The organism is Shewanella psychrophila (assembly GCF_002005305.1).
GTDB classification, from domain to species: domain Bacteria; phylum Pseudomonadota; class Gammaproteobacteria; order Enterobacterales; family Shewanellaceae; genus Shewanella; species Shewanella psychrophila.
Window position 1 is genome coordinate 2,829,892 of record NZ_CP014782.1, and the last position, 18,056, is coordinate 2,847,947.

Here is an 18,056-nt window from a genome sequence, read left to right on the forward strand (position 1 = left end):
ATTTTTGATAAAGCAATGAACCGTGGCGTAATGCCGCGGCATTAATACTGTCAGCATTCGCCTTTGATTACCTGAATATATGCTGTTTATGATTATAGGACTCAATCGAAACCGAGCTTCACATCCTTATCACCATGGAAACTCTAGCGTATTCCAGTCCAGAAATGGTTAAAGGGAGCAATCTGATGAGAAGAAGCATTGTATTGCGTGTCTTTAGTAGAGTCATCGTCTCTCCGTAACAACTCGATATTATCCAAATTATCGACAAGATAAGGTGACACAGAAATGCATCAGCTAGCTCCGAACATGCCAACAACATGCTAAACGACAGTCGACTCAAGGAAAATTAGCGAGGGTTCAGACAAGATTTCAGATTATTTCACTCGCCAACATCAATTTTGCCAGGAAAACCTCATCACTATGCTTTTATTTTAAGCTTCCTCTGGACTGTAGCATATGAAGAAATAACTTAATTTATGAACACTCCTCATTATTAGTGGTCACCTGATAAGTAAATCATTCAGCACATTTAAAGCCTCCCAGCGCAACAAAAAGTTGCTCTATACTCCCTCAACTTAACTAGATCACACTTATTAGCGTTTCTCTCCGCATTCAATAAGCGTGATTTAATATTAACGACTTCCACATGGTCATATGGAAATAAGCTTAATGCTTCATTAAATTCAGCTCTTAGTGAGCTTGCCTTGGGACAGAAATCATATATGTAACTCATAACTTATTTACTTTCTTTTAAATTAACTAGAAACTGAAAAAAACACTCTAGACAGCATATCCCTGAGTATTGATGAAGGGTTCTCAACGGTTCAAATATTAACCATTCGCATTGAAAATGAATAATCAAAGCAAATTAATAATGTTTTTAGACTGAACCATAGCAGGACTAGCACAGTCCAGCCTCCTCTACGTGTCAGTTAAGTGTTTTGGCTAAATAATAAGGAAGGTTTGTGTTTTGTTAAATCACCAACAAAAGCACAACAAAAGGGTGTCTGACGGCTAGCAGGCTGAATGTTGTATTGTATTGTGTTGTGTTGTGTTCTATTGCCATAGATGCTTAAATTAATGCCTTAAGGCCATTGGTGATTAGCACTTGGTAAATGTTTGGAGGAATATTTTTGAAAATTAGTACGGTAAATGGCCGCACAGTACTTTTCGATGAGCAAGCAATTTTAATGGGAGAACATAAGACAAAGCTAGGCAGTGGGGACTGGCAAGTATTAGACTTACTTCTGAAAAAACATGGTGAAGTGATCTCACGAGAAGAGCTGATATCCCATGCCTGGAAAGGGAGAGTAGTAACAGAAGCAAGCCTAACGCAATCAATTTTTAATATCCGATTAGCTCTCGGAGATGACGGGAAAAAACAAACTGTTTTAAAAACCATTGCCAAAATAGGCTATATAATCCCTGCAGAAGTTATCCTATATTCAGAATCCAAACTCACTAGTCACTCTCGACAATGGAAGAATCCTATTGCAGTGGTAATTTTAATTGCTTGTTTCTTTTTTGGTATAGCCTTAGAGAGACCTGTATTCGAAAGTGAATACTTTCTAAACAATCTAAAGAAGACAAGAGTTCAGAATACTCTCACTGTCACTTCTAAAACTGGAAATATCAACATAAACTTTTTAAATGGTTTTTCAAGCGAGCAATTGGAAATACCTAAAAACCTTGAATTGATAGCAGGATCTACTCCAGATGTATACATTTCAGCAGGTAAAACTTATTACACCTTTATATTTGATGATATTGAGAAAGCACCTATAAGCATAGGTATTAATAGAACTATAGGTTTAACCCACGCTTTTACTCAAGCTATCAATCTATATATAGAGGAGCTGAACAGTTGAGATTTTATATCCTTTTCCTAGTAGGTACATTAATTTCTACACTTTGTGGTTTTTTCGTCAGTAAAATGTTTATCTCTGAGACAATATTATATGAAGGAGGTTACCACCTTTTTCACCTGAATAAAAAAGGGGTTAAAATACATGAACAGGGAAAGATAGTGGTTCGAGTAGACCATATACAAATTAGAGGAGTTGAACTTTATCCGAATGGTTCAAACTTTTACAGCTTCAAGTTTGGCTTAAAAGGGTTAAGAAGACATTTTTCAAATTCGATATCATTAGAAGATTTTACTTGTCAGAGAGCCCCTCAAGGAACTATTCCTCCCAGTGTATTCCTTAAAAATGAGTACTTTTTATCTGACTATGCTTTTACACAAAGTCGTAGTAGATTAGAATTATTTACCACTAATCAAGGAAATTACTACCTAGATCATGATAGAGATGGATTAGTTTGGATTATTAGTGAAGAAGGGTTCTATGAATGAGAAACTATTTAAAGATATTACTTAATATATAATACCAACATAAATTTAAAGTAATAACTCAAATAAAAACACGACACTAAAATTAAAATAATTACCTTGGTGCAATACCGAACCTAAATTGAAAATAATCACTTCAGTATAATGCTGGCCTTACTCCCGGTAATTTTTATTGATTAAATAAGGCGTATAGTCTTAGTATTGCTGTAAACATCATCATGTAAGCCCTTCTTATCTGGCTTACAAATTCAGCCACTTTGAGTTTGATGAAATATTTTTAAACATAATTATCATGACACAGACTAAACATGCCTATATACCGACCTTCAAAAATACCTCTTAAGAGGTATTCGATCGAATAGTGTGGGGGACATACAATCCTAACTTTCATCTCAATATAGTTTGGACCAATAAGATTATTGCCATCAATATGTCTGACTATCCCATCATCAAACGTTAGGTTACTGGTTTAATAGCGTGTACAAAAAACCGTGTTTATGCAAAATTTTAGCTCACTTATCAAGGTATTAAATACTGAAATTCTAGCTAATTCCCCCTCTTGAATAAGAGAAGCAACTTCCTTCCCCCATTCTAGCTATTATCGTTGTCGGATTAACATTACGCCTTACAAATGGAGTCATAGTCTTTCGAAGTGCGCTCAACAAGCTCATTGCAACGTCCTTGGTTAATCTCGATATCTAATTCATGAATATACTAGTTCAACACATTCTCTATCCTTGTGTACAAGTTGTTTAAATAAGCCTTTCTCTCCTTTTAAAAGTTATCAGGAATTCGACCAAGAACTGGCCTTCTTTATTATAAATAGTAGCTTCGGCATGCCTTTGAATTTATCCACGTTTTAAAACCAATTAAATACTCGACTTGAGCATTTTTTCGTTGCTTATACGCTTTAAAGGTATCTCTGATGACCTTAGTCGCACCTTGTCTTTTCCTTGCTGCGTAAGCTCTAGTAGCTTAGTAGCTGAAGTATTCAACACCTCAACTGGTTTTTCAGCCAAAGCTCGGCTTGACTATTGTATTTACGGATAAGTTCTATGACTTTTCAATAATTACCAATGCTTAATATTGGGAAATAAATTTTAATTTAGATAGCCTCATTATCAACCCACCAAAGATTGAACATCACATGATAACTTACGAAATATCCGGTAAAACCCTCCAATCAAAAGTTTCTTAATTATATGACTTGATAAATATCAAGACATCTTTTCGAACCAAAAAAGAAAACATTAAAAACAATCATACGCATATAAACTTACGCCAAGGAAATAATATGAAACTTTGTGATTATTAGCTTTAAGATTGCTAACCCACCCTTGTTCCCTCAAAAAAACAATACCCACATAGCAATTTATTTTTATAAAAAATATATATTAAACATCACATTCAGTGAAATTATTTCCAATGAATTCTCGTGACCCTTGGAAGGGTTTTATTTATAGTCGCAATAATAATTTTACAAGGAACAAAAGTATGCGTCCCATTAGCCCGTTAACCCAACAAGCCATTGCTTCATCGGCAATAATAAAGCCAAACACTAATTTCACTGTTCGTAAAATCACAAGCAAGTCTTTTGACTTTGTTAAAAAATTCGAGTTTTTCAACACTCCACCTCAAAATAAATCACAAATAACAAAGCAAACACAACAGCGGTTAAGTAAACTGACACTAAATCCACCACCGCTAAGCAAAGCACTGGTGACAGCACAGCTCCCAACAGAAAAGCAAGCGACATCAAGCAGAGAAAACCTACCGGCAGAGACTATAAAGCCCATGCCTCTTAAGAAGATTGAAATAAAACAAACACAAGAGCAGTCAAGTAAACAGACATTAACTCCACCTCCCCCACCAATGCCACCAATGCCACCAATGCCACCAATGCCAAGTAAAGCACAGGTGATTATACCGCTCCCAACAGAAAAACAGTCGACATCAAGCAGAGAGAACTTACTGCAAGAGATTATAAATCACAAGGCCCTGAAGAAAGTTGAAACAAAACAAACACCGCAGCCTAAAACTTCACAGTCAGCGCCTTTCGATGGCAAGCTAAAACAAAGCAGTCAATCAAAACAGTCAGTAGCCCAAGATTCCTCTGCTAAGCTACTAACACCACAAACACACAAGATTAAGCAAGAAAATACCGCCTTATCTTTCAAGCCTGAGCTTATCTTGTCAGAAACCTTGCATCAGGAGTTTTTTTCACTCCCCCGGGAGCAACAAAGTGCCTTAGCAAACCAGCTTAGTAAGGGAGTTGTCGCGGGTATGACAATCGACTGGCCCAAAGCCGCTAAAAACACACGATCCAATATATCAGACAAAGGACAGGAACATATTCAAGCGTTTGTTAATGAGATAAAACGTTATCCTGTGTTGTTCATTCCACTAGAGGCAAACTCTAAATATATACCAACCAATGCAGCAGAAGAAATAAAATGGAGTGGCAACAATACTCAAACATCAGCAACCACAACCCAGCCTCTATCGTTCACGGATGCAATAAAAAGATTACAACTTCAATCACCAAGAACCACATTAACTTCTGATTCTGGCGATAAAAATAGCCCTTTAGAAATAATGACGAAAGCCAGTAAAATAGCAAATAATGGTATAACTCCAGAACTAAAAGTCGAGATCATCGGCGATCAGTACCGATCATCGCTTCTTAAATCATTTAACGCTTTGCCATTTGTCGAACACATGACAAAAAGCATGGATAATAATGCTGTATTAGCCTTGGAAAAGAGCTTTAAAGCTCACATTAACTGCGCAAATGCACTGCAAACAAGCATCAATACATTCATCATCAAACACATGCACAACCAGTTTGGAGATTTTACTTACACTGGAAACCAAACGATAATCAAAGAACAACAAACCACAATCGAAAAACTTAAGGCCCAATTAGCACTAAGATAACATTTAACATAGAGCTTATTGCGGATTTAGCCATATTAAAAATTTGTACGAGCGCTACGTAGAGTAAAGAATAAGATTAGAATCTTGACTTTTCCTAATGTAAGCGCTCAAAAAAGGGTTCATAACCTCTTGTAAGCAGCAGGTTGCCAGCATGATTTAAATTTTTAACGCTTTTATGAACAGTTTAATGCTACCAGGAAATAACAACTGAGTTGATGATACCGTTGGTTGGTCGGCCCGCCACCTTGGATATTATGAGTTCAACTAATTTATGGTTGCAGCTATGAACATCATAATCACGAGATAAATGGTGAAATATCCTGATCACATTCAGGCTATGAATATCAAAATATGATTATGATATTCATAGGAACACTAGCGAACCTATTTATTTAAATTGGATTAACTTTAGTTATCGCATAATATACTTAGAATAAAAATGGGGAACAACAATAGTGAAGATGTGATTTTATAGATATTTAAAAATTCGATAATTAATTATTTACCCTCCCACATCGTGAGAATAACAAGAGCCCAATTATGTAGTCAGACTCTATTAACATTTAGTCGTTTGTTAACTTTTTATATAGGAAACCATATTATTGAACAGTATAAGTTTATCAGCAAGTTTTCGCTCCACATCGGTTACATCAGCCGAAAACTCCGTCAAAAATATCAACTTCTCCTTTTTTATACTAAAAAAAACCTCATCGTCAGACATAAGGCTTTCTATTATTTTAGGTGATTTATTTCTGAGCATACGTTGATCACACAATGGAATTTCAATAAATGTTTGCAGCGCCCCTTTTTGAAGGTATACAAAAATTTCTTCTCCTCCTTTTAATTCAATAGCAATAGGTTCATCCCCCTCTATACGCGACAGTAAGCTGGGTGATATATTAAAATTATCCACGAGTGTTTTATAAACAATTTCTCTAAGCTTTTTCATGATGGTATCCATTTTAAAAATACAACAATTGTGAGTAAACGTCTGGTCGTTAAAGTTGCCAAAATAATAAGTGGAATTGGTCATATATCCCTCCACCGACTTGTGTAAGTAATACAATAAAGACCACTAATTTAGCTGCCATAGGTAAGCCAGGATCTTGAACACTGAATACTGTTTGCAGTAGACCGACAATAACTCCCGTGACAACAAAGCTCAGAGAAAAAATAATAATAGCGTCCTTAACTATCTCTAAACACGCCGCAGTAACGTCAATGACGGTCATAATGCTCCTCGAGAAAATCAGTCACTTCATGACCGACAAATTGGAATAAGAAGTACTTATTACGAAAATAAACACGGTAAGTATTCACCTCTGCATACTGAGTAAAAAACTCAGGAGCTAATTGGTAATGGAACATCTGAGAGGACAATACCGGCTGAACAACCGTTGACACATTAATCGTGGCAATCCGAGTGAGCTTAACTCCTTCTAACCCCAAGCGTTCCATTTTAATTCCTGATGCAGGGGTCGCTTCTCCGAAACCAACAATACTTGTCATTAATGGAGCTTCCCCTTTTGAAGTCGAAGAAGCAGGAATTAACGTTTTTCCCTCGGATAAAACATCAGTCCCTATCGAAACAGACGATGATGTCATTTCAGATACAGGTGAAGCATAAACTACCTTTTTCTGAAAATTAACCAATTGGTCGGCACTCGATTGATTCATGTTCGTCGAAACTAAATTTTCTGATTTACTAGAAATACCACTCTTTATTTCTGCTCCTTGCGGTTGTGAAACACTGGAACTCAACATATTCTCTGAAGCTGGTGGTACTTTGGCACTCGGCTCTAGCGTCATCACAGACGAGCGCGAATTACCCGCTATTGCAACAAGATGATTCATTTTTACATTACCTGAAGCAGCAGCTTGCTGATCATGAACATTACTCAATGAAGTCTGTGGCACTTTGGCACTCGGCTCTGACGTCATCACAGACGAGTGCGAATTACCCGCTATTGCAGCAAGTTGATTCATTTTTACGTCACCTGAAATAGCAGCTTGCCGATCGTGAACATTATTCACCGAAGTCGATTGCACTTTGATACCCGCCCCTGGCATCATCACAGACGAGTGCGAATTACCCGCTATTGCAGCAAGATGATTCATTTTTACATCATCTGAAACAGCAGCTTGCCGATCGCAAACATTATTCACTGAAGTCGATTGCACTTTGGTACTCGGCCCAGGCATCATCACATACGAGTGCGAATTACCCGCTATTGCAGCAAGTTGATTCATTTTTACGTCACCTGAGATAGCAGCTTGCCGATCGTGAACATTATTCACTGAAGTCGATTGCACTTTGATATCCGACCCTGGCATCATCACAGACGAGCGCGAATTGAGGTACTCGGCCCAGGCATCATCACATACGAGTGCGAATTACCCGCTATTGCAGCAAGTTGATTCATTTTTACGTCACCTGAGATAGCAGCTTGCCGATCGTGAACATTATTCACTGAAGTCGATTGCACTTTGATATCCGACCCTGGCATCATCACAGACGAGCGCGAATTGCCCGCTATTGCAGCAAGTTGATTCATTTTTACGTCACCTGAGATAGCAGCTTGCCGATCGTGAACATTATTCACTGAAGTCGATTGCACTTTGATATCCGACCCTGGCATCATCACAGACGAGCGCGAATTGCCCGCTATTGCAGCAAGTTGATTCATTTTTACGTCACTTGAAATAGCAGCTTGCCGATCGCAAACACTATCCAATGAGATTGGTGGCACCTTAAGACTTAATTCAGGCCTCCCCATCAATGAAGAGAGCGATTTACTCGCTATTGAAGCAAGGTGATTCATTTTGGCATCGGCTGAAACAGGGCTGTCAGCATTCTGTTTTATCCGACCATTGTCTAACAAAGCTGATGGCTGCTTAGCATTAAGCGCAGGCCCATCAACACTCTGTTCAACTAAAGCAATTGATGCAGGTTTATTTTTAATACCAGATATACTGTTTAATAATTCATGCTGAAGAGGGGGAGAATAGATTGTAATCGAAACAAGATATTCACAGCCCTCCTTATGGTCCGCTTCATCATTTTCAGTAGCCTTTTTTATACCTTCGTACGTTGAAGATGCATTATGAGAAGAAGGCTTGCGTTCGGGTATGTTCAACAGCTGTTCAAACTCACTTTCATTATTACTAGCACTGTATTTCTTAGTAATGGAAGCTGGCTTTTCAAATTTTATCATCTTATTCTTCATCTCTTAGCTGCTCTTGAATCTCGCCTAATGCGTCTTTTCTCTTTTCCAGCCTTCGTTTTTCGACTACAACTTGTTCAATCTCAAGTTCCAGTTCATCTGCATTTTGCCGAGCAACGGACACATCGAAGAACAAGGATTCTATACATGATTTCACACTCTCTCTGCGTTGAAATAGTCGAGATAGGCCGTTAAATTCATCCTTAACCACTAGACTTTTTAACCTTTGCTGTTCATGGGTTATCAACTCCCACTTTTCATCAATTGAATCGATTAGTCCTTGAAACCTATTTTTTAATTTTACTAATTCACGTTGTTTCTTTCCGATTCTAATATCAATTATTTCAATAAGTTGATGAAATTCCAGCCATCTTTTGGAGGGTTTCTTCATATTCAACCCCATCGTACCCTTGTTTCAGAAATTCCATAATACGCGGATACAGCTCTATCGCTTCATCGGTTGCGAGATCATTGCCTTTCTCATACTCTCCAACTCGAATTAAAAGTTCTACGTTAAAATAACGATAAACCATATCCTTAAACTTTTCCGACATGCTAACATATTGATAATTTTGAACTTTACTTTGAAGTCGACTTTTACTTTTGAGTACATCGATAGCTGGATATCGTCCAGTAGATGCTATAGTCGTTGCATACACTAGGTGACCATCTATTAGTGATTTAACTTCATGTGCAATTGGATCCTCATCTATCTCTTTTTCAATCAAGACAGTGAAAATCCCCGTCACGGAACCATTGATAGAGTTTCCACAATTTTCAACAAGGCGTGATAGCGCCAAAGAAACGCCGATAGGAATACCGCCATGAATAGGGGTGCCATCTAACATGGCTTGGGCACGGGCAAAACGAGTCAATGAGTCGAAATAAAGGACTACTTTTTTCCCTTGATCCATAAAATGCCTGGCAATTGATACCGCCACCAGACCTGACCTCACCTTCTCGAGCGGGTTCGCCTCGGAAGTGGAAACAATAGTGATAGATTTTTGAATAACTTCAGGACCTATTTCCCCCTCAAGAAACTCAACCACTTCTCGAGCGCGCTCTCCAATCATGGCAAAAATCACTACATCCGCATCCATGTTATTAGCCATAATAGACACGGTAGTGGTTTTCCCTGCTCCCGCAGGAGCAAACAACCCTAGGCGTTGACCTACACCAATAGTGAATAATCCGTCAATTATTTTGAGTTTAGTAGGAAATACAGTGTCAATTGGTGCACGAATATTTAGAGGAATCGGCTTCTCAATGATGGGCAAATCAAGGTAATCACCATCCAAACTAAGGTAGTCATCACCATATAGTGACTCTCCATAGCAATTGATCACTTTTCCTACGATGGCAGTCTCATTCAGTGGAAAGCAGAATCGTTTGGATGTAATTTCGACTTTACTGCCTCGCTGAATGGCACCTGGTTGTAAGAGCTTTATTTCCACTCTTAAACCAGTTATTTTCATCACCTCACCACGAATACGCTCATTAGTGACAGAACTAATAAAACATTCCTGTCCCACAAAGGTATTCACGTTGACATGACAAATTACCGTATCTTGATAAGATTCTTTAACCTTAAAAAAATTCTTGAGCATGCCTAAATAACCTTAAAAGACACAGAGATATAGCGCTTGTATTTACGCTTAATTTCTTTCTTACTCTTAAACAATTCTCCTAACCATGGAATACTCGATAGAATAGGCACACCACTTTCTGTAGTCTCAGTCACTGTATTATCAAATCCACCGAGAATAACTGTCTGGTTAGGATCAATATAAACTTCTGATGCCAAAGATTGTGAGTTAACCTTCGGGGCCTGAGTCGTACCGGCGTCATCGGTATCGTCACCATCAAGAGACTCTTCTATATAGCTAAATTTTGCTTGTACTTTACCCGATGGTAGAAGACGTCCCGTCACATATAAGCCATTTTCAGCTTCAATAGTCTGAGTTGAAACCTGTTTATCAGAAATAAGTACAATCGTCGCGGTTTCTTTTTTCCCAAAGTGGCCTTGCTGATTTTCTAACACCAGTAAGTTGGTCTCATACACGCCCCTCGCCATATTATTGGTATACAAGGCTTGGAAGTTTTTGACAAAATCTACCGTATCAGTAAATGGAGGAACAACGATATCGTAAATTCCACGACTGCCGTTAAGCCAGGAACTATTAACACCTAATGCTTCAGTACGCTCTACAGAAACATCATAAACATGAAGAGAAAAAAGTAATTGTTTACGTTTAATATCGATCAAAGTGGCGATATGTTTTGCTAACTTAACCTCTTCTGGAGTACCGCGTATAAGCAGCGCATTACTCCCTGGCAACGATTGAACTTTGGAGGTTAACTCATCCTCCTCAAGCTGCTGCTTATCACTTTGACTGAGCTTAAGCTTATAGGCACGCTTCACCATTTCACCGTCGCTAATATTTTCAAACTGACCAATTCTTTCTATTGCAGACGATATTAAAGATTGAGCCCCCGGAAAGGTCACATTGCCATCATAGGTGCTAATGTCACGATCGATAACAGATAAATAATGAAACTCGATTCTCGCCAACTCCAAATTATTTCCATTTTCTAAAAATTCATTTTTGTCGATCATATTCGAATAGCTAACTGCATCATTGACGAATTGTCGGGTACCAGAAAATAAAATTGAGTTACCACGTGAAACTAATTTAATTTTCGTCGTATCGTCAGTTCTAAAAGTACTTTTTAATTCTTTAATAAGACTGGCAGATGAGATGTTGCGTGGTTGAAATGCATAATTTATGTACGCTTGCCCAGTGTGCACAGTAAGAGAACCGCCATAAACATACCAGTCAAAGTCGTAGACCTCTGACAATTGAGCTAACAAATCCAAGCCTTCGCCGGACAACGTTTGGGTGATAGCTTGTTTGGCAGCCTTGTCCTCGAGCTCATCGACCAATTTAACTTGCATATCTTTTGCAATAGCCCCCAATGCGCCTCTCAGATCGATATCAGATTGTTTAATAAATACCTTTGCCTGACATGTAAAAGTGGTACACAAAAACAATAATAACCAGATGCTAGGCTTCATCAAGAATGTCCTCCATACGCTCTTGATTTGCCTTCATCTGTCTTATGCTTTCATTGATGATGGTTTGCTCTACAATCATTTCTACTATCTCATCCTCCGTGACATCAGTAGTAGCTTTGGAATCGTGAATCTGAATTGAGTTATCGGTCATATTTCTATTTAATTGTACTTTGCTCGCAGCAGTTTTAAGTTCGAACTCAAAGTCTGTAACCTCTTTTTCAGAAGATAAATTGACCTGCTGGCTACTAAACACTGAATTGGTAAAATTAACGTTATTCATATCCTGCCTTTTTCATTAGTTGTGTGAACACATAGAATTGATCTTGTAAAAACCATAAATTGAGAATAATGATCACAGCCATGGCTTTAATATCCGCTGTTGTGCTAACGGATAAAGAAGCCTTTTTAAAGAAAAGATCCACATATCCACAACAGATCGTAATGCACAGCATTAAAATAATGTATTTCCCCGTGACGATAGCCATCATTACTAAACTGTCCGTGATGTAAAAATACAAGGTGTCAAAACCCACATTACTGACTTGGTCTACATTCTCCAGAATCACCGATAGTAGCGGTCTAAACACAACGCCTGAATCCACGGCATACATTAAAAAAACCAAAGAGCTAATCTTAGATAAGGCTTCTGATTCATCGGTAAAACGTTTATCCTGCACAGATTGTTCGTTAAGCAACAAAAGCTGCTGTATGACACTACCAACCATACCGCTGAGCCAATAAGGCACCGATGAAAACATAGCAAAGATAATGACGCTTAATACCCATATGAGTGTGGGTACTTCACCTAAATCACTGAGTTCAAGTCCAATTGCAAGAGCAATAGCGATGGCAAGTGATGTTGAATTATCCAAATATAGACGTGTTGGATTATAAATTTTTAAGAATAAAAACAATCCTGCAAATAGCAGCCAATTAGGGAAAAGAAGCGAGTCCATATCACTGCAGTGCCTTAAATAAAATAGTCCAACTATCAGAGAAATAAAACACAGCGAGTTTTACAGGTGTAGATATTACAGTCGGCGATAACATGGTCATACCAACACCACTCAGAATCACGGCGATTAAAAAATCTATACTGACAAATATCATGTACAACTTAAGACCAAACTCAAACCCTTGATATAAATCTAAGATCAGATTACCTAGAAAAAATTTTAACGTATCATTATCAGAGTCAAAATTAATCGGTATATCCATAATGCTAGTTAATTCATCAGTTTTACGTTCCGCCCGAGCCAATAATTCAGGGAAGAATTCAAACACATTACTGATCAAATAATACATCGTAATATTTTCTGATTTTCTTTCTAGCAACATAGGCGGCATCTGCATATCGCCTAGTACACCAGATGTTTCCACCGTCTCGCTGAAATAGGGTTTTATTCGCTCTAACCCCGGTTTTATATCCGGCCAAATACTATTAAGTGCCATTAAGGCAGCCAGCAAATTAACAACTATTGTGGGTGGAATTTGCTGCGTACCTACCGCATTTTTAATTATGTTAAGTACAATATTGTACTTAACATAGCCGGAAAAACAGATGAAAAAGACCGTTGATAACAAGACCAGAGTCAAGAGCAGTATTAAATTAGCTCCTGAAAATGCGTTATCCGGGTTCAATAGTTGCAACATCAATGACACTCTCTATAAACAGCTTCATAAGGAGATTAATTAAAACCTCCTTAACAAAAATTATATATTTCGAGCTGCCGCAGAAATTGAGTCTTTAATCGATTTTAAAGTCGACGTTGACGTTTGAGCAGTAATACTTTGATCCGCCATTAACTGTTGTAATGAGAGAGAATCTGATGCACTTAAAATAAGAGTACCATCTTTATTTGGGATGAAATTACCATCAGCATCCGTTGAACCAGTGTGGTCTGTGATAAAGGTGCTGACAGCGTCATCCGCATTATTGACTAATCCACCAAAAACCCCACTAATGTAACCTGTAGATAATTCAGACATTTAAAGCTCCTTTCTTGTATTTATAGACATTTAGAACCACAAATATAATGAGATGGCTTACAGGGAACCAGTGAAAAATTATGATAAAATACGATAAGATACAAAGGGTTACAACTACCCCGACAGTGTTTACACTATGTTGCAAAGGTTGCGTAACAGCATCGAAATCTAATCAGAATGATGATAAATAAATAAAAAGAGGTTAAAAACAATACAGCTACATTTAATAATATTTATCATCAGACCAATACACTAATATCCCAACCACAAAGCCAAATAAAATCTTAAAACCACGCCATACCAGGCCTTTGAAAAGAAAATACCTAAGTAAGAGAGCTGTAACAGCATGCCAAAGGAAGTGGTAATAGATAAAAGAGAGAAATGGAATCGACACTAACAGGCGTCGAACGAAGATCCATAATTAACACTGAAGGTATTACTTCGTGGTAACCAATATATTCTTTATCTGCATAATGTCTGAGGGGGTCCATCCCCTCTATTTTTTGCGGCCAATGTTCAATAAGTAACAGAACTTATACGCCTTGATAAGTGACGCTAAATCTTGCGTGAGCGGCTAAATTCGTAAAGTGAAATAATCTAATACATCTTCTAAATTGGATGTAGGTCACAGATAGAAAAACTCAGATATGATTAACTAGATAAGATTTTTAACGTAAAATCATAGTAACTCCAGTAGTTAACATGGCTGCGAACAAAGCAGAGAAAAAGCACAATAAAATCATAACCATGAGTTCAGTACGCTGTATTCCAACGGTGTGTATAGAAGGTGGTGCTTGCATGGGAGTATTGAAATGTAACTTGTTACTCTTCATCACATTTTTTACTTCAAGCACAAGAGGCTCTTCCGCTATAGAAATACCGGTAAGCCCTTCATCAAGTATTAACATATAGCCTTCTTTAGGGATCGTTTTGATCTCACAAGCCAAACTGTCGAACTGAGCAAGTGATCGACGCAAGTTTGAAATCGCTTTAGTTAAGGAAGTTTCATTGACAAACACTTTACCCCACACCTTGTCATTGATTTCATCTTTACTGATCACTCGGTTTTCTTTGTCGCATAGCAATTTAAGTATTGCTGCCTCTCGCCCACCGATGTTAATGATTTGTTTACCCGCACTAATTTGCCTTTTAAGCACATCGAAAATCATCTGGTTTCCTAATGCGTAATTTCTTGTCATATCTTATTCCCTAAAGTTATTACTTATATTCCTCAAACCGAATAATGAAGTTTTTTTCAGTAAAAGTAATATTAAAGTCGTAAAAACAATCTAAAAAAGAATATTTTTCAGTCAAAGCAATATTAAAGTCATAAAAATAATCTAAAAAAGAATATTTTTCAGTCAAAGTAATATTAAAGTCGTAAAAATAATCTAAAATATCAAATGGTAGAAACTACAAACCACGCCAAGCGTACAAATGATTCACATGACCACCAAAAACACAAGTTAACAACAATCATATCTGCGCATTCACTATTCAAGTGTATTAACTTGATCGATGGAAACATAAAACTGCTCATCCACTTTGACTAGAATCCCGGTAGCAATCAACTCATTACCGCTTTTAAGTAAAACTTCAGATTGAACGAAATCGTTGACAGGTTTAAGTTGACTATGTTGCAGTCGATTAAGCTCATCCAAGGTCATAGTGCAGTTAGCAATAACAACATCTATCGCAATACGCATCAATTACCCTCCTTGAGAAATCGAGATAATAGAACGACGAACATCACGGATCTCTTCTTGGGCCGAGGTGATTTCAGTCATCACGTTTTTAAACTCTTGTTGTTCTGTATCCAAATCCACCTGGATCGTGTCGCAATAAGCTGTCATGGTCGCATTCATTGATTGAAGCTGATCATAAGTAACATTCTGGCTCATACCACCAGAACCAACAATCTCTTTAATGCCTTCGCTATTACCAAGCTGCTGCTTAATTATTACATCTATTTCCAATAAATAATCACTGGCCTTGCCTCCATTCAATGAAGTTGTTTTGTTATCGCCAGGCTTAGTGTTTGGCAGTCTGTCACTCATTATCAACCCCCAAAGTCTGTTAATTTCTGCAATTGCCTCAGATTTTTTAGAAATAGCATCAGCCTTAGTCTCAGCAAGTTTTGTTTGATCGGTAATATATTTGGATAAGATACTATCAATCAGCGCAAGAGGGTCCCTGCTTCCTGATGAAAACAAATATAATGAAGTTGTATCTGTACCCTGTGATTTTATAGCTTTGGCTGCGATAGGACTTTGGCTTAACGCTTGATCTAGCATCTTTGTCTCTGCTCCCTGTATGGGCATAAAAGCAGGCATTGGTGTTACTTGAATTTCTGACATTAGAATTGTTCCTGTTATGGTTGAATAAAAAAAACTCGGAGTTTATCACCGTCTTTAAAAATGGCTTTATCACGTGAAATAGATTGAATCAATCCTAGACCTGGCACGCTACTTCCAACCCAATATCGATATTTATCGTCATACAAATAACGTCCAGCTCCCGACGAGTAGAAAATCGAATATGGGAAATTGGCACTGTCTATCACTTGGGAACTATCGTTTCGCGCTGCAATATGCGCGATGACGTCCTTCAGGCCGTTCTCTTTTAGTAAAAACACCGCTTTGGCCCTATTATTAACAAACCAGGTATTATCAAGCTTAATAAACGACAATCCATTCTCACCAAAAACGGCCATGACTCTGTTATCAGATTCAAATGTTTCAACTTGAATTTGATCACGTCCAGATTTTTCTATCACCTTTATCGGAACAGTTTTTTTTGAGTAACTTGACACGACTTCCACCACCAATTGGGTGAGAGCTTGAAAATTCGTCTTATCCACAACTTCAGCATTGACCTGCCAAGCCTGAGGCAAAAGATTAAGTACAGATGAGTCTAATACTTTCATTTTGCCATTTTTAATATAACTGCCATTAAGCTGGGTAAAGTATTCCGCAATCTGAGTTTGTTGATTAACTTTAAATGCTATAAACATCCCTACGCCTAAACCAATATTAAGTATTAAGGTAAATAGAATGACTGCACGATATTTTTTAGCACTATAGCTCATCAATTTAGGAGCACGATTGCCTTCGAGGTAGACAAAAAAAGCAACACCTCGTAGGCGATAGACATGCCCCTGCCTAAGTTTCTTCGATTTATCTCCCTTTTTAACCCCTTTTATTACAATGTCAGTTCCGTCATTTGAAAGCTCCCAATGCGTATTGGCAGGGACTGTCTCTGGAATACAAAGCGTGTCAGGCTTATCACTTTCACTAGCTCCGGTAATCACTAATTTGGGTTCTATAGGCAAGGTAACTCCATGTAAATGCCCATCAACAAACTCAATTAGCCACATGTAAGCTCAGCTCTTGTTTCAATGTTTTCGCAATATCCAGAGTGTTACTTAAAGTTTTTAATAACGCCTGCGGGTGTTCCGGCAGAGGTATACCACGAACAAAGAAATATTCTTCTGACTGAAACTGGGCAATATAACCATCAGAACTAAGTGAGAAATCAGCATTTATTCTTAGCGCTACTTCCGATTGAAATGGCCCCCCTCCCATCGAGATCATGATTAAAATGGAGTCATTGAGTCCCACGCGAACACCATCCTCAATACGACAACTCATCTCATCGAAATCACAAAGGAGCGCATGGTTTTCATCTAACAATAGCGACGAACCTTGTACTAACTGAGTAAACTCCATCATCAACAGAGTAAATTTTTTATTTTTCATCGTAATTAAACTTCATCTCAATAATAAATCGGCGCTGCGATATCCGCTGAGTAGCTGTTGGCAATCCATTTTCAACACTGCCTCGTAACATAATGGGGGTATCTCCCATACCTTCCGTTTGTAAATAGTATTTAACGCTATTGGCTCGTGCATTAGCCAAACGACGATTACTGGAATAAGAGCCTGACGAATCAGCAACACCATAAACCCGTAGGCTTTCCACTGGCTGACCCCGTAGCTCCTCAATCATGCGAATTAAGATATTCTTTCCTTCTGGTGTGAGCACAGATTCATTGACCAAAAATAAACTCTGAAACACCAAACGTACATGATCCTGATTAGTGTGGTGGATCAAGACTCCAGAATCTGATTTCCACAGCTCTGCGGAAAATGCCTTTTCTGTCGTCGCACTGACTAAATTTGAGTGGAGCCAATAGTCACCTTGGCAACTTTTTACTTCGTTAAAAGCGTAGGTGTTAATATTCGCAAGATAGTACTTACTTGATATAGCCGGTACAGCTACTTCAATACACGCATTCTGATGTGGCGAACCATCAACATATTCAGGCTCCCTTTTCACCCAATAACGCACATGGTCAATATCATCGATATTGGTGAAAAGTAAATTATATATATCCTGCTTCCATTCATGATCCCAAACTATTGAGTCCTCTCGGACATCCTGAGCACAAGAAACTAGTCCCATAAACACTCCTACAATC

The 18,056-nt window shown here is 38.0% G+C and carries 20 protein-coding genes; 3 read left to right on the forward strand and 17 right to left on the reverse strand.

Features of this window, described 5'->3' with window-relative positions; all coding sequences use genetic code 11:
* The first annotated feature begins 1,133 nt into the window (after positions 1-1,133).
* The 3 genes from sps_RS12165 (at position 1,134) to sps_RS12175 (ending at position 5,287) form a co-directional block, all read left to right on the forward strand.
* Positions 1,134-1,868: a winged helix-turn-helix domain-containing protein gene (locus tag sps_RS12165; protein WP_169915757.1), complete on the forward strand. Its 735-nt coding sequence runs from the start codon at positions 1,134-1,136 to the stop codon at positions 1,866-1,868.
* Positions 1,865-2,353, forward strand: a complete 489-nt coding sequence (locus tag sps_RS12170; protein WP_077752775.1) for a hypothetical protein — start codon at positions 1,865-1,867, stop codon at positions 2,351-2,353. Before sps_RS12165 ends, sps_RS12170 begins: the two co-directional genes overlap by 4 nt.
* A gap of 1,491 nt (positions 2,354-3,844) precedes the next feature.
* The gene (locus tag sps_RS12175) at positions 3,845-5,287 is read left to right on the forward strand and encodes a hypothetical protein (protein ID WP_077752776.1); all 1,443 of its coding nucleotides are present in this window, start codon (positions 3,845-3,847) and stop codon (positions 5,285-5,287) included.
* A 574-nt stretch (positions 5,288-5,861) separates the two neighbouring features.
* Here sps_RS12175 and sps_RS12180 read toward each other — a convergent pair.
* The 17 genes from sps_RS12180 to sps_RS12260 all read right to left on the reverse strand — a co-directional run bounded on the left by sps_RS12180 (position 5,862) and on the right by sps_RS12260 (position 18,040).
* Positions 5,862-6,236, reverse strand: coding sequence for a hypothetical protein (locus tag sps_RS12180; RefSeq protein WP_077752777.1), 375 nt, complete (start codon positions 6,234-6,236; stop codon positions 5,862-5,864).
* A 49-nt stretch (positions 6,237-6,285) separates the two neighbouring features.
* Positions 6,286-6,519 carry a flagellar biosynthetic protein FliQ gene (locus sps_RS12185; protein ID WP_077752778.1) on the reverse strand — a complete coding sequence of 78 codons (234 nt, stop codon included), beginning with the start codon at positions 6,517-6,519 and terminating at the stop codon, positions 6,286-6,288.
* Positions 6,506-7,600: a hypothetical protein gene (locus sps_RS12190; RefSeq protein WP_149027267.1), complete on the reverse strand. Its 1,095-nt coding sequence runs from the start codon at positions 7,598-7,600 to the stop codon at positions 6,506-6,508. The genes sps_RS12185 and sps_RS12190 overlap by 14 nt, the downstream gene beginning before the upstream one ends.
* 23 nt (positions 7,601-7,623) lie before the next feature.
* Positions 7,624-8,514: a hypothetical protein gene (locus sps_RS12195; RefSeq protein WP_077752780.1), complete on the reverse strand. Its 891-nt coding sequence runs from the start codon at positions 8,512-8,514 to the stop codon at positions 7,624-7,626.
* The gene (locus sps_RS12200) at positions 8,504-8,902 is read right to left on the reverse strand and encodes a hypothetical protein (RefSeq protein ID WP_179948398.1); all 399 of its coding nucleotides are present in this window, start codon (positions 8,900-8,902) and stop codon (positions 8,504-8,506) included. Before sps_RS12200 ends, sps_RS12195 begins: the two co-directional genes overlap by 11 nt.
* Positions 8,856-10,118 carry a type III secretion system ATPase VscN2 gene (gene vscN2, locus sps_RS12205; protein ID WP_077752782.1) on the reverse strand — a complete coding sequence of 421 codons (1,263 nt, stop codon included), beginning with the start codon at positions 10,116-10,118 and terminating at the stop codon, positions 8,856-8,858. The genes sps_RS12200 and vscN2 overlap by 47 nt, the downstream gene beginning before the upstream one ends.
* Positions 10,119-10,120: 2 nt before the next feature.
* On the reverse strand, positions 10,121-11,587 hold the full coding sequence (locus sps_RS12210) for a secretin N-terminal domain-containing protein (RefSeq protein ID WP_077752783.1): 1,467 nt from the start codon (positions 11,585-11,587) through the stop codon (positions 10,121-10,123).
* Positions 11,577-11,867: a hypothetical protein gene (locus tag sps_RS12215; protein WP_077752784.1), complete on the reverse strand. Its 291-nt coding sequence runs from the start codon at positions 11,865-11,867 to the stop codon at positions 11,577-11,579. Before sps_RS12215 ends, sps_RS12210 begins: the two co-directional genes overlap by 11 nt.
* Positions 11,860-12,543: a type III secretion system apparatus protein VscT2 gene (locus sps_RS12220; protein ID WP_077752785.1), complete on the reverse strand. Its 684-nt coding sequence runs from the start codon at positions 12,541-12,543 to the stop codon at positions 11,860-11,862. The genes sps_RS12215 and sps_RS12220 overlap by 8 nt, the downstream gene beginning before the upstream one ends.
* A 1-nt stretch (position 12,544) precedes the next feature.
* Positions 12,545-13,240: an EscR/YscR/HrcR family type III secretion system export apparatus protein gene (locus sps_RS12225; RefSeq protein ID WP_077752786.1), complete on the reverse strand. Its 696-nt coding sequence runs from the start codon at positions 13,238-13,240 to the stop codon at positions 12,545-12,547.
* Positions 13,241-13,300: 60 nt separating this feature from the next.
* Positions 13,301-13,576 (reverse strand): hypothetical protein, encoded by a 276-nt coding sequence (locus sps_RS12230; protein WP_077752787.1) that lies wholly within the window; start codon positions 13,574-13,576, stop codon positions 13,301-13,303.
* A 668-nt stretch (positions 13,577-14,244) separates the two neighbouring features.
* Positions 14,245-14,775 carry a winged helix-turn-helix domain-containing protein gene (locus sps_RS12235; protein WP_077752788.1) on the reverse strand — a complete coding sequence of 177 codons (531 nt, stop codon included), beginning with the start codon at positions 14,773-14,775 and terminating at the stop codon, positions 14,245-14,247.
* 294 nt (positions 14,776-15,069) lie between these two features.
* The gene (locus tag sps_RS12240) at positions 15,070-15,282 is read right to left on the reverse strand and encodes a FliM/FliN family flagellar motor switch protein (RefSeq protein WP_077752789.1); all 213 of its coding nucleotides are present in this window, start codon (positions 15,280-15,282) and stop codon (positions 15,070-15,072) included.
* A gap of 3 nt (positions 15,283-15,285) precedes the next feature.
* Positions 15,286-15,933, reverse strand: a complete 648-nt coding sequence (locus sps_RS12245) for a hypothetical protein (protein WP_077752790.1) — start codon at positions 15,931-15,933, stop codon at positions 15,286-15,288.
* A 14-nt stretch (positions 15,934-15,947) separates the two neighbouring features.
* On the reverse strand, positions 15,948-16,952 hold the full coding sequence (locus sps_RS12250; RefSeq protein ID WP_077752791.1) for a hypothetical protein: 1,005 nt from the start codon (positions 16,950-16,952) through the stop codon (positions 15,948-15,950).
* Positions 16,939-17,334 carry a hypothetical protein gene (locus tag sps_RS12255; protein ID WP_227992735.1) on the reverse strand — a complete coding sequence of 132 codons (396 nt, stop codon included), beginning with the start codon at positions 17,332-17,334 and terminating at the stop codon, positions 16,939-16,941. Before sps_RS12255 ends, sps_RS12250 begins: the two co-directional genes overlap by 14 nt.
* On the reverse strand, positions 17,324-18,040 hold the full coding sequence (locus sps_RS12260) for an OmpA family protein (RefSeq protein ID WP_237158062.1): 717 nt from the start codon (positions 18,038-18,040) through the stop codon (positions 17,324-17,326). Before sps_RS12260 ends, sps_RS12255 begins: the two co-directional genes overlap by 11 nt.
* Positions 18,041-18,056 lie beyond the last annotated feature (16 nt).